The sequence below is a fragment of the Paenibacillus sp. FSL R7-0652 genome (assembly GCF_038595045.1).
Lineage (GTDB): Bacteria > Bacillota > Bacilli > Paenibacillales > Paenibacillaceae > Paenibacillus.
Genome location: NZ_CP152001.1, coordinates 4,957,577 through 4,970,872 on the forward strand (window position 1 = coordinate 4,957,577; position 13,296 = coordinate 4,970,872).

The 13,296-nt window shown below is 48.0% G+C and carries 10 protein-coding genes; 2 read left to right on the forward strand and 8 right to left on the reverse strand.

Going from position 1 to position 13,296, the window contains the following annotated elements:
• Window positions 1–3 precede the first annotated feature (3 nt).
• The 8 genes from MKY97_RS21705 to MKY97_RS21740 all read right to left on the reverse strand — a co-directional run bounded on the left by MKY97_RS21705 (window position 4) and on the right by MKY97_RS21740 (window position 10,635).
• The gene (locus MKY97_RS21705; protein ID WP_342552344.1) at window positions 4–1,377 is read right to left on the reverse strand and encodes a glycoside hydrolase family 32 protein; all 1,374 of its coding nucleotides are present in this window, start codon (window positions 1,375–1,377) and stop codon (window positions 4–6) included.
• The gene (gene bglX / locus MKY97_RS21710; protein ID WP_342552345.1) at window positions 1,374–3,620 is read right to left on the reverse strand and encodes a beta-glucosidase BglX; all 2,247 of its coding nucleotides are present in this window, start codon (window positions 3,618–3,620) and stop codon (window positions 1,374–1,376) included. The genes MKY97_RS21705 and bglX overlap by 4 nt, the downstream gene beginning before the upstream one ends.
• A gap of 21 nt (window positions 3,621–3,641) precedes the next feature.
• Window positions 3,642–5,048 carry a sucrose-specific PTS transporter subunit IIBC gene (locus MKY97_RS21715; protein ID WP_342552346.1) on the reverse strand — a complete coding sequence of 469 codons (1,407 nt, stop codon included), beginning with the start codon at window positions 5,046–5,048 and terminating at the stop codon, window positions 3,642–3,644.
• Window positions 5,049–5,450: 402 nt separating this feature from the next.
• Window positions 5,451–6,206: a phosphate ABC transporter ATP-binding protein PstB gene (gene pstB / locus MKY97_RS21720; protein ID WP_342552347.1), complete on the reverse strand. Its 756-nt coding sequence runs from the start codon at window positions 6,204–6,206 to the stop codon at window positions 5,451–5,453.
• 51 nt (window positions 6,207–6,257) lie between these two features.
• Window positions 6,258–7,166: a phosphate ABC transporter permease PstA gene (gene pstA / locus MKY97_RS21725; RefSeq protein ID WP_342552348.1), complete on the reverse strand. Its 909-nt coding sequence runs from the start codon at window positions 7,164–7,166 to the stop codon at window positions 6,258–6,260.
• The gene (gene pstC / locus MKY97_RS21730; protein ID WP_342552349.1) at window positions 7,163–8,131 is read right to left on the reverse strand and encodes a phosphate ABC transporter permease subunit PstC; all 969 of its coding nucleotides are present in this window, start codon (window positions 8,129–8,131) and stop codon (window positions 7,163–7,165) included. Before pstC ends, pstA begins: the two co-directional genes overlap by 4 nt.
• Before the next feature lie 130 nt (window positions 8,132–8,261).
• On the reverse strand, window positions 8,262–9,125 hold the full coding sequence (locus MKY97_RS21735; RefSeq protein ID WP_342552350.1) for a phosphate ABC transporter substrate-binding protein: 864 nt from the start codon (window positions 9,123–9,125) through the stop codon (window positions 8,262–8,264).
• A 103-nt stretch (window positions 9,126–9,228) separates the two neighbouring features.
• Complete coding sequence (locus MKY97_RS21740; RefSeq protein ID WP_342552351.1) at window positions 9,229–10,635, reverse strand: stalk domain-containing protein; 1,407 nt, start codon at window positions 10,633–10,635, stop codon at window positions 9,229–9,231.
• Between the two features lie 414 nt (window positions 10,636–11,049).
• Between MKY97_RS21740 and MKY97_RS21745 the strand changes: the two genes are divergently transcribed.
• Entirely contained in the window at window positions 11,050–11,955 is a 906-nt protein-coding gene (locus MKY97_RS21745) for a winged helix-turn-helix domain-containing protein (RefSeq protein ID WP_342552352.1), read from the forward strand.
• A gap of 56 nt (window positions 11,956–12,011) precedes the next feature.
• The gene (locus MKY97_RS21750) at window positions 12,012–13,250 is read left to right on the forward strand and encodes an MFS transporter (protein WP_342552353.1); all 1,239 of its coding nucleotides are present in this window, start codon (window positions 12,012–12,014) and stop codon (window positions 13,248–13,250) included.
• Window positions 13,251–13,296 lie beyond the last annotated feature (46 nt).

A 13,296-nucleotide genomic window follows, 5' to 3' on the forward strand; every position in this document is an offset into this window, starting at 1 on the left:
CTCCTAATCTATACTTTTCTGCAGTGCATACACTTGTAACTCCGCTTCCACGCCTTCGGATTCCAAGGCCAGGCTGAGCTCAGCAGTATCGTCCGTGAAATATCGCAACGAGAATACGTCCTCGCCTTCGTTCACAAAAAGCTCGATGCTGGAGCTTTCCACATAGATCTGCATCACTGAAGGGATGTGACACAGCACCGTGCTGCGATTCTCCTTCTCTCCGGTCAACCAGTTCGTTCTCCAGACCGTTACACGACGATGTTCATGTTCAAATTCAATACGAACGGCTTTGCGAATGACTATGCAAAAATCTTTGGACGGCTCCGTGAATCGAATGAGAATTTCGGATGAAAGCGAAGGAAGATTCCACTGCCCCCCGCCGTGAACTTTATGCTGGGATTCATCGCTTCTTAGCGCCTGCAGCTCTGGTATTGGCTGCTGCCGCAGGGTCCCTTCTCTCATCACCATTTCTCTTGGAAGGGTAAGGGTATGAACCCATCCTTCTTGTATGGTTGGCACGGCTCGCTCTGCCTCTTCGGTCATCGCACTCATCCACCCAAACATGATGATTCGGTCTTCTGTCCGGAATGCCTGGGGTGCATAGAAATCAAACCCGTGATCCAGTTCTTCAAATTCAGACAAACTGCCCGAGAATCTCCCTTCGTCTGAAATGTGACCAACGATATATCCGGATTGGTTCGGATTTCTGTATTTATCCCCTTCTTCACGCAGACCTTGGGGTGAAAATACAAACACATCCTGCTCCGGGAACTGCAAAACATCCGGACATTCCCACATATAACCGAAGGGACTTTCCTGCTCCAGAAAGGAACCTTGGAGTGACCAATGGATTAGATCTCCTGATTTGTATACCAGTGCATCTCCTGTGAGATTCTCTCGCTGGGCACCTACGATCATCCACCAATCCCCGGCCCGGTCCTGCCATACTTTCGGATCGCGAACATGTCTTGTATACCCTGCAGGATGCTCAAAGAGCGGGCCCAGCTTCTGAAACTGTTCTCCGTCCTCAGAGACTGCGGCGCACTGATAACTCGCTCTGCTTCCATCCTCACGGATCACGTTGCCCGTGTAGAACAAATACATCTTCCCGTTATGCACAACGCTCCCGCCGGAGTATATTCCGTCCTTGTCATAAGGTTCCGAAGGAACCAAAGCCGCTTTTTTTCGATGCCAGTGGACAAGATCGTCAGACACAACATGACCCCAACTTTTATTTCTATGTTCTGTCCCGAACGGATTCCACTGATAGAACACATGATACTGCCCCTCAAAATAGCACAGACCGTTGGGATCATTCAGCAGACCGTACGGCGGAGTAATGTGATACTTTAGATGATAAGCTTCACTTTTACTCATGACGGTTGCTCCCCTCGAAGAGAAAAACGAAAGGTCAGCGGTGTATCCTGTGAGCTTGTCCCAATGTAAACATCAAACTCTCCGGGTTCACTCTCATACTTCATACGGCTTCCATAGAACCGGAGCATGTCTTCTTGAATGGAGAAATGCACCGTTTGGGTCTCTCCGCTCTTTAAAAATAGCTGCCGGAAGTCGGCTAATACTTTAACGGGTCTTGTCACACTGGCAAAACGGTCCCGAATGTACAGCTGCAGCGTTTCTTTTCCATCGTACTTACCGGTGTTGGTGACAGATACCTCAACATCCATGGATTCACTTACACTAATCTCCTTCCGGCTTATGGAAAGCAGTTGATAATCAAACGTCGTGTACGATTTACCATACCCGAACGGATACAACGCTTCATTAACTTCATCTATATATCTGGATGCAAATCGATACGACCCGTTCTCAGGCAGGTCAGGACGACCTGTATTCAGTTCATTGTAATAGATCGGGATCTGCCCCACACTTCGAGGAAAAGTCATGGTCAGCTTACCGGACGGATTGACGGTTCCATATAAAATGTTAGCCAGCGCTTCTCCACCCATGGTTCCAGGGTACCAGGCCTGAATAAGTGCACCCGCGTATTCCGCAACTTCCGTAAGGATTAATGGACGCCCGCTGTACACAATCACAATCAGCTTTTTGCCAAGTTCGCTTAAGGCACGCATCAGCTTTAACTGGGATTCAGGCAGTGTCGGATTCGTACGTGATCCGCCCTCTCCGCTCTGATAAATACTCTCTCCAACTGCCAGGATCACCGTATCCGCAGCACTTGCTTTCTGAATGGCCTCCTGAAGCAGTACATCTTCATCCACGGTTTCGACAGGCAGTTTGTCTACATATTTGCCCAGTGCCTCGCGTGCATGTTCAGGAAGCAGATGAGCACCACGACAGACCGACAGGTTGTCAGCATCGATATGCTGCATTAAGCCTTGTTTCAAGTGAACGGTGTCTGCTTCATTCCCCTTAATGGCCCACATGCCCAGCGTAGAAGTTTCCTCGGCGTAAGGTCCAATCAGCGCGATTCGGGTTTTGTTCGTCAAAGGCAGCACATCATTTTCATTTTTCAATAACACAATGGACTGTTCAGCAAGGCTTCTCGAAGCCGCTTTGTGCTCATCGGATAGAATGCGATTAGGCCGCTGCGGACGTGTTGTTGTCAAACCACGGAACGGGTCTTCAAAAAGGCCGAGATCCTCCTTAAGCTTAAGAACACGGTACACCGCGTCATTCAAAAGCTGTTCCAGATGTTTGTTCTCCGATATCAGGTTCTCCAGATGGTTCGCATACACGGCAGTCTTCATATCCATATCTACACCTGCTTTCAAAGCCAGCTTGGCGGCTTCCGCAGCGTTCTCGGCGTAACCGTGCATAATCAATTCTTCGACTGCTGCATAATCCGAGATGAGCACTCCATCGAACTTCATTTCTTCTCGAAGCAGATCCCGGTTTAACCATTCATTACCGGTGGCCGGAATCCCATTCAATGTATTAAATGCGGTCATCACCAGCTTGGCTCCCGCATCCACTGCAGCCTGATATCCAGGCAAATAATATTCGCGAAGCATATGCTCGGACATATCCACAGCGTTATATTCCCGACCGGCTATAGGTGCGCCATAAGCGGCAAAATGCTTGACACAAGCGGCTAGTTTATCTGCCGGAATACGGCCGTCTCCCCGGCCCTGCAGTCCGTAAACGGTGCTTTCCGCATATTTCCGGGCCAGCAGCGTATCTTCACCTGGCGATTCCATCACCCGGCCCCAGCGAGGATCTCTTACGATATCCACCATCGGAGAGAAGGTGACGTGTACTCCTTCGTCATAACATTCGCGAGCAGCAATGCTCGCGGCGTTCTCAATCTCCTCAAAGTTCCAGCTGCAGGTCTGGGCCAGCGGAATCGGGAAAATCGTCCGAAATCCATAGATGATATCCGCCATGAACAGCAGCGGTATGTTATGACTGGACCGCTCCAGATAGTCCGTCTGCAGCCGAATAATCTGGTCCGGGTCTGTTACATTAAGAATGGAGCCTGTGTTATACACATTGTAATCCGAATGCAGTCCCAGTTTCTTGAGCGGGCCGGTGACAACCGTGTCCAGATCTCTTTCAAAAAAATCTCCGGTCAGCTGAACCAGCTGTCCTATTTTTTCTTGTACAGTAAGACGGTTCAATCGTTCAAACAGTTTGTTAGGCATGGTTTTTCTCCACCTGTTTCTTTATTTAAGGTTAGCTTTTTCTTTGAAACCAAACATCCAGGTCAGCGCAAAGGCAATTCCAAACCCGATCGCACAGGTCAAAATGTAAGGAATAATCTGCGAATTCAAGTACAGCAGCATGCCCGGGATCACGGTGATAGACATTCCTGTTGCCTGAACATCCATGAGCCGTGCAAAGAATCCGGCAAATGCGCCGCCAATCAGGCCCATCAAAAATGGTTTTCCGTAACGGATGTTTACACCAAAGATCGCCGGTTCCGTTATGCCGAGCAGCGCGGACAAGGACGATGGATATGCAACCGACTTGATTTTTGCGCTTTTGGCTTTCAGACCTACAGCGAGGGCAGCTCCCGCTTGGGCAGCAATTGAGCCTGAACTGATCGCATTAACCATATTCCATCCGCTGTCACTCAGCATTTGAATCTCAATCAAATTCAAAGCATGATGCAGCCCTGTAACGACAATGAACTGGTTAATCCCGCCATAGATAAATCCGCCGATTCCAAACGGAAGCTTCAGAATCCATGTAACAGCGGTCAGAATGAATAATTCAACTTCATGGAATACAGGACCAATCACGAATAGTCCCAGTAATAAAGAGACGAGCAGTGTCAGGAAAGGAGTTAAAATTAGATCCAGGGCTTCCGGGACCCATTTCCGTATTCTTTTTTCCAACAACGCGCCTACAATCCCGATTATAAACGCAGGCAGCACCGATCCCTGATACCCGGCTACTTTAATAAATCCAAGGAACATCAGCGGTTCCTGTGCGCCCTGTGCCACATCCCATGAGGTAGGCAGAGCTGGACTGACGAGCATCAAGCCGAGAAGAATCCCGAGCAGCGGTGACCCGCCAAACACCCGGAACGTTGACCAGCACACCAGTACAGGCAGGAAGCCAAAAGCGGTGTCCGTCAATATTTGTGTAAATAACAAGAAATTATCCGAGATACTATCCGGGGTCAATCCAAACCATTCGAGTATAGCCGGCTGTGTAATCAGACCTCTGACACCCATAAATAAACCGGTTGCTACCAGTGCAGGAATAATCGGTACGAATACATCTCCGAAAATGCGGATCATCCGTTTGAAGAAATTATCATCCTGATCCGAGGCCTTCTCTTTCAATTCTGATTTGGACGAAGAAGATACATCCTGGCCTACCATCGCTTCATATACCCGGTTAACGGTACCGGTTCCAAAAATGATTTGATACTGCCCTGAAGTAAAAAAGACGCCTTTGGCTTTATCGACGTTCTCGATAAACTCATCATCAATAATGTCTCTATCCTTCACAATCAGTCTGAGCCGTGTCGCGCAGTGTGCCATTGAAATAATGTTTTCTTTTCCACCGAGCCCTTTAATTACATCCTGGGCAATTTTTTCATATTCCTTATCAAGACCCATCTGTCTCTCCCTTTCAGTTCTTAAGTGTTTACCTGCTTATAAGCATAACAAGATGACGCTTACAAGCAGCGGTCTTATTTTACGTGATTCAGGTCAAATTTTTACCTTTTATCTGTTTTTGATGAGGTACACCGCCTGGGCAGCATTCGTTTTCCTGCAAAAATATCTACTTCCACCAATATAATCTATTTCTGATTATGACGCGTTTCCTAAGGATACACCATATTGGAACTGTTTAATCCAGGGTCTACCTGCCCTTTGCGCAGTATGCACTCATGGGCGGCATCTGTAAAGACAAAAAATGCCCTTCAGCTCTCACTGAAAGGCTCTCCTTCCCTATAGATAGTATTATAGATAGGCTCTATAGATAGGCTCTGTATCGAAGCTCGCTTACAACCGATCTCAGCCAAATCGACCGCTGATATAATCCTGTGTACGCACATCGACCGGTTCAGCAAACATACGTTGGGTAGCTGAATACTCGATGACCTCACCGTTCAGGAAAAATACCGTCTGCTGCGAAACACGAGCCGCCTGCTGCATGTTGTGGGTGACCATCACAATCGTGTAACGCTCCTTCAGCTCATGAGTCAGCTCCTCAATCTTGAAGGTGGATACCGGGTCAAGGGAAGCCGTCGCTTCATCCATCAGCAGGATGTCCGGCTCAACCGCCAAGGCACGAGCGATGCAGAGACGCTGCTGCTGTCCACCTGACAAGCTGAGCGCTGAGCGCTTCAGGCTGTCTTTGACCTCATCCCAGAGAGCGGCGGAACGCAGGCTGTGTTCAACGATCTCATCCAGCTTTTTTTTGCCATGAATCCCGTGCTGTCTCGGTCCAAACGCAATGTTGTCGTAGATGGATTTGGGGAAAGGGTTCGGCTGCTGAAAGACCATACCAATCTTCTTGCGTATCGTTTCGACATGCACATCACCACTGTAAATGTTGGTGCCGCCCACAGTCACAGTGCCCTCGATCCGCGTTCCGGGTATCCGGTCATTCATACGGTTCAGGGTGCGCAGCAGTGTGGATTTGCCGCAGCCAGAAGGACCGATAAACGCTGTAATAGCGCGTTCCGGGATATCAATGGACACTCCCTTCAGCGCTTGAAGACTGCCATAAAATAAGCTCAGCTTGTTAATTTCAATAATCGATTTCACAATTGTGTCCTCCGTTGATCCATAGAGTATACTGCATGTTCGGTGCGCTGCTCAGACCTGATTTTTGCGAGCATTGAACCATAGTGGCAGACGGAACAAAATATTGATAAGCAGTACAACAAAGATCAGCACGGCCGTGGATTTCTGCGCAATCTGTTCGGCATCCGGTACGATGGCCTCGGACTGGATATACCATAGGTGCACAGCCAGCGTTCCGCCTGGCGATAACAGATTAAAATCCCACATTTCACCCGACGTGGACACACCCGCAGTCAAAATAATAACGGCACTCTCACCAAAAGCACGCCCTGCGGTCAGACAGATGCCTGTCATAATCCCGTTCAAAGCAACCGGCAGCATGACCTTCCGAATTGTCTGCAGATGCGTCGCCCCCAGTGCAAACGAGCCGCTGCGAAGTTCTGTGGGAACAGCTCGGACCGATTCCTCCGTCACCCGTGTCAGCACGGGCAGGTTTAGGAAAGCAAGACTGACCGCAGCCCCAAGAATCGTCAGACCAATCTCGAAATACTCAACAAACAGCGCAATCCCAAACAAACCAAAAATAATGGATGGAACGGATGACAATCCCTCCACACAGATCCTAACCATCTCAATCCATTTGTTGTTTGGTGAAAATTCAGCCAGGTAAATCCCTGCTGCAAACCCGATCGGAATCGAGATGAGAAGTGACAGAATCAGCACGTAAAAGGAGTTAAACAGTGCGGGGCCAATGCCTCCCCCTTCTTCGATCTCACTCGGTACACCGTACAGGAAATCCCAGCTGAGCATCGGCAGCCCTTTCTGCAGCAGCAGGAATAACAGTCCAACAATGAATAAAATGACAACGATACCGATGCCCCACACTGTGCCTGTAAACAGCCGATCCGTCCACGCGGAGGACGCCCGTCGTCTGCCAAAGGAATAGGCTGGAGCCGGATGGACTTCCTTCTTCACGCTCACAGGCTGCGTCCCCCTCTCTTCTGCAGCATTCTTACGGCAGCAATCATCAGAATCGAGATGGCCAGCAAAATAAAGCCCATCATGTACAGGCCATGATTCCAGGTTGAATCAAACTCTACACTGGAGATCTGCATCACAATGTTGCTGGTCAGCACGGCTGTCGGAGTAAACAGACTGCTCGGAAGCTGCGCCGTATTACCAATGACCATCACCACCGCCATTGTCTCGCCAATGGCTCGTGTCATGCCTAGAATCACAGCATACATAATGCCGCCTCTTGCCGCGGGAAGAACGACACGGGTAATCGTTTGAAAGCGGTTCGTACCCAGCGCATAGGCCGCATCCCGGTATTTATTGGGCACCGCCGAGATCGCATCATCACTAATCCGGCTAATCGTCGGCAGTACCATGATTGTGAGCACAATAGCCGCTGCGAGCAGACCATCTGCCAGATCACGCCCGCTCAAGTCTCTGAGCCATGGAATCAGCACCGTCAAACCGAGAAAGCCATAAACGACAGACGGAATACCCACCAGCAGATCCAGCACAGGACGCAGCAGACGTCGAAGCCATTTGGGCATCATTTCCGCCAGAAAGACAGCAATAATAATCGATAGCGGAATCGCCATCAGCATAGTTAGTCCGGTGAGCGCAAACGTGCCGAGAATAAAGGTCAGTGCACCGTAATGCTCATTTTCCGGGTCCCAGTTCGTTGAGAAAAAGAACTCCTTCAGCGAGACGTCTGCAAAAGTCAGCACACCTGTGCGGAGCATAAGTACCAGAATACACAACAGGACAAGGCAGACAAAGGCCGCACTTCCAATGCAGAGGATACGAAACAACTGGTTGGACCACCGGAGGCGGGCTTTGCGGTCAAAACGTCTTCTCTTCTCAGGCGCTCTGCCAAGGCTTGGACCAAGCTCCTGCGGAGCCGGGCTGTTCCCCGGTGGATTCATTTCCATCATAAAGGGCTCTTCCTTTCACATAGAGAAGCCAGCTTGGCGACCACGCGCGGAAGCTGGCTATCCCTTTCTTATGAACTGCAGGATGTTGATTACGAATACTGATATAGATAGATTAGATCGGAATCAATGCTTATTTCACGGCTGCCAGCGGAATGAATTTCAACTTTTTGAGGGAACCGTTCTGGAACTTGCTGCTTTGGATGTAATCAATGAATGCTTTGACTGCACCCGTTGGCTCACCTTTGGTCATGTAGTATCCGATCCCCCATACTTTGTACGTTTTGTTCAGCACGTTTTTCTCTGTGGGAGCCGCACCGTTGATGGATACAGCTTTCATTTTGCTTGTTACGTACGGCAGGTCGATATAACCGATCGCGTTAGGTGTTGTTTCAATTGTTGTTTTCATGTCGCCGCTGGAACCCACTTCTTTGTAGTTGTCCCCTTTGCTCATGAAATCTTTGCCATCGAGTGCTTTTTGCTGGAAATTAACGCGTGTACCTGATCCGAACTTACGGTTAACGACAACGATTTTACCGTCTGTACCGCCAACTTCTTTCCAGTTCGTTACTTTGCCAGAGAAGATATCCTGCAGTTGTTTCGTAGTCAGATTCGTTACACTCACGTTCGTATTCACTACGGCAGTAAACACGGTTACCGCTACCGGATGAGCGACCTGTCCGTCAAATTTTTTGAAGCCAGGTACATCCTTGGATGCATCCCAGTCTACTGCTCCGATGTCCGCAATGCCTTTACGAACGGATTGTGGGCCTGTCACCGAGCCTGCAGCCGAAGCTGAAATTTTAACTTTTGGATTATCTTTCTTGAACTCACTTGCAGCCTGAAGCGTCAATGGGAGCAGCGCAGAAGAACCATTGATGACGATTTTACCCTTCTCATTGCTTTTGGCAGCATCTGCAGTCAATGCACCACCAAGTCCCCCGACCAGAGATACAGCCATCAGCATTGCCGTGAACGGTTTAATCCATTTTTTCATTGTTATAAACTCCTCTCGAATGTAACGATCTTTTTTATCTCAGTTCATTCATTATTGGATTACGTACTTTTATTTACATCCGCATCGCTGCGTATATGCCGCTTTACTTCGTTATGGATTTCCAGCCGCCCTCTGCCTGAACCAGCACTCGTCCGTTCTCAACAACCGCAATCTGAGCACCTTTCACCACAATCGAGGATACATCGGAAGATACGGTATACAGCTTGGATTGCTGTCCGGTTACAGTATCAATGGCCAGGATCACGCTGTTCTTTTCATCCTGCGAAGCAAGCACATACAGTATACTGCCTGACAATATCGCCTGCTCTACATCATGCTCGTTATACACATTAACCGGCTTCTGAGATGCGTCTACAGACATCAGTGAAGCATTACCCTCCCCAGACGGTACGCTTACGTAGTAGGCTTTCTGTCCGTCTGCCGAATAGATAAATACTTTATCATCGGTTGAGGTTGTCAACTTCACAGCCTCAGGTTTCCCATCACCGTTGTTATATGAAAATAACTGCTGCTGGTTAGCCGAGAAATCAATGTCGATATTGTCTTCATCTACATTGGTCGCATCTGCTGTCACTTTACCCAGCGTTGTTACGGTGTAAATGAATCGTTTACCACTTGCGGAAACATTCAGGTTTTCCTTGTAATCTACCTTATCTTCCACCAGCTTTTTGATCGAGCCGTCTGCCAGATTCAGATTCGCAATTACCGAACCTTTATCCCCCTGCAGGAAGTAAATCGAACTTTCATCCGCAGACCAGACCAGTTCCGGCTTGATACTTGTATCACTTGTAATGAGTTTGGAAGCCTTGGTTGTCAGATCGATAACATATACGGCTCCTTCTGCATTGGTATAGACTGCTTGAGTACCGCTCGGAGACACCACTAGGTCTGAACCGCCTTCCGTTGTTAACAGCAGTTCATATTTCCCAGTGGCTGTATCTACAAGATAGTCGTTTCTACCCTGCTCATCGTTTTTGGAGACAATCAGATGACCTGCTCCGGCAAAACGCGGGTTCTCTGCGCCTTCAATGAGTGCAATGGTGCTGATCTCAAGCTGACCGTTCTTTAAACTGACCGTCCCACCTACACTGGATACCAGCGGACGAAGCGCAGCATAGCTGGTGCCTCCGATGATCGAAATGGGCTGATTCAGGTCTACCTTTGTACCGTCAACATCAAGCTGCTTCGACTTGTTCTGTAAGCTGACCTTATGACCATTCAGTTGAATCACGGTTGCTCCGCCTACAACTTCGGCTTGTGCTCCAATGGCATTAATGATGTCGCGCACCGCTACAAGGGTTTCCCCGTTCTTTACGATGGACCGTACAATGATGTTGTTACCGTTTATGGTCAACGTGGCGTTTTTCACCTGCGCTGTACTCGTACCCGCAGCAGGTTTTGCTGCAGGAGCAGCCGATACTGCACCAGCCACAGACGTTGTGATCACTGCGGCTACCATGGACACTACAAACACCTTTTTCATTGACATTGGCTCTTGTCACCCTTCTTTTCTCCATATATTCCTGCCTGATTTTGCTGTGCCCTGTTCGGAATTCTTGCATGTATCGTCAATATGAGAGCTGGCTGCTCATCCCCCCAAACTATCCACGTTCATAGTCAAAATGACCTATCACGTTTGTAATTATAGGAGTGATTTGTAAACGGGAAATATTGGAATTGTCAACATAATGTCAATGTTTTCATATTCAGAGATCCATACAGCATCTGTGCAGGTAAAGACGGAAGGGTGCAAGCATACGATAAAGATTGCCAAGCAGAGCCGTACCATTACTCAAACGTGTTATCACCAATGAACTCGTCCTATTGCTAAATCCAAATAGTTCATATAATATAAAACAACATACTTGTTCTATAAATATAGAACTAATGGAGGTTTTATTCTATGAAGTATACAGTAGAAGTCGATTTTGCCCCGATGTACGAATGTGTAAACAGTCTTGCTGCTTTTATGAACAAGCAAAATCATAATGCTCTGGATGCGGGAAAAACCTGGATCCGTGATGTGCAGCATCGATTTACGCCTGCCAAGCTTCAACTTATGCGCGAAATGATGAAAGCCACAGATAATTTCACTCTGGCTCCCTACATTTGGACCTGCCCGGAAGAACGCACGGTGAATGGATTTCTGGATTGGCTTGAAAACCTGTCAACAGGACAGTTATTTGACATCGCGTCACAGTTTCACATGTCTGTCCCCTCTAATCTTCCACTCCTACGCAGCCATACAATAGAGGTGTTACGGGAATGGAATAACCACTATTTCAGTGAGATCAACCCGGTTATCCTTGATGAACTTACACGCGAGGCAGAGACAAGACGCGCCAGTCTTGACAACACAGATGACCAGGAAGTTTATGAACAAGCAACGCAGGGAATGCGAATATACTCGAACTCACAATTAAAAAAGGTCATCCTGATTCCCCAATACCACGCACGCCCTTTTGTCACATCCACGATGTTGGACGAGGTTATTTTCACGAATTACTCTTGTGACATTATTCCAACCGAAGCAGGTCGTCCTGATCCCAAACTGCTGCGTCTCACAAGGGCATTGTCTGATGAAACCCGATTAATTATTTTGCGTATCCTTGCGGGTAAACAGCTTTCCTTTTCTGAAATTGTCCGCCAAGTCAAGCTTTCCAAGAGCACAATTCATTATCATCTCATTTTTTTACGCGCTGCAGGTCTCATCATCGTTCACTACAAACACAAAAATACGGAATACAGCCTGCGATTAGAAGCCTTGAATGACTTTCCGCAGCAGATTAAAACCTATCTTCAAGGCTGATCTGGTCCTTTCTCTCCAATCAGTAAACATTAATCTACATCTACGGGGGAACCTTCATGTTTAAACGAAGTTACTACTATCTATTGGTCACAGTTACTCTAAGTTCCTTGGGTGATGTTTTTGGTCTCTTAGCTATGGAATGGCTGGTCTATGAATTGACAGCTTCCAAACTGGCGATGGGAGCTATGGCACTCTGCTTCAGTATCTCCGAAGTATGTTTTCGCCTGCTCGGGTCGCCGCTTTCCGATCGATTGAACCGGGGAAAATTCATGACTGGACTTGTAGTGGTTAGACTAACGGCTCTTTTGATTCCACTGACGCTGAGTATGACAGGCAGTCATCTGCATGTCTGGCATCTCTTCGCCGCGGCAGCACTCAGTGGTGCTTGCTCCGCTCTGTTCATGCCGACAGCCATGGCCGTTATTCCTGGCGTAGTGGACAAGCAGCAATTAACACGTTCTTTTGCCGTTATCGATGGCTGTCGTAACGCCGCTGCTTTGATTGGTCCTGCTCTGGCTGGAGCTTTAATCGCTCTTGCAGGTTCCCTGCCCACCTTAGGCATTAATGCTGCCTGTTACATTCTAGCCTTGACTGCTTTGCTCTATATGCCTGCCATCTATCAGAAAACAGCTAATAAGGTTCATTTTTCTGCAAAAGAATACATCCAGGACATTGGGGAAGCTTTCTCCTTTTATCGAAGGTTCCCAGCCATGTTAACCATCATGGCCATGGTTGCCATAAGTAATATGTCATCCATAGCTGTTTGGACGATGATGATTCCTTTTGTACGTGAAGTTCTTCACAAGGACGCAGCGACCATGGGGACGTTGACTTCTGCGTCGGCATTTGGCACACTTGCAGGCCTGCTGATTATCTCGAAGCTGGGTGAGTTTAAAAAACGAAGAACCGTCATGCTGTGCAGTTTAACCGTGATTGGGCTAAGCTACGTCCTGCTCGGCCTGTTACCCAGTTATCCATTTGCACTGCTGATCTTATGTTTCTCGGGTGCTGCAGGCCCCTTTTTTGGTGTCCTTAGTTCTACACTTCATGGCACACTTGTACCTGTATCTCTACAAGGCAGAGTCAATTCCATTCGCTTCCTCATTGGTGGAGGACTGCAGCCTATAGGTGCTTTTGCAGGTGCAGCTGCAGCAGAACAATATGGAATCCCCGCTCTATTTATAACTGTTGGATTACTTCCTATCGTCTGCTCCTCAGCCGCTTCCTTCCTGCCAACACTGAAAGTTTTGGATGGAGATCTATCGACGCTTAGAAATAATGAATCAACCATATGAGGAAGGTTTGAAATGTACAACTGCTGCGAATGATTTTAATAAATAT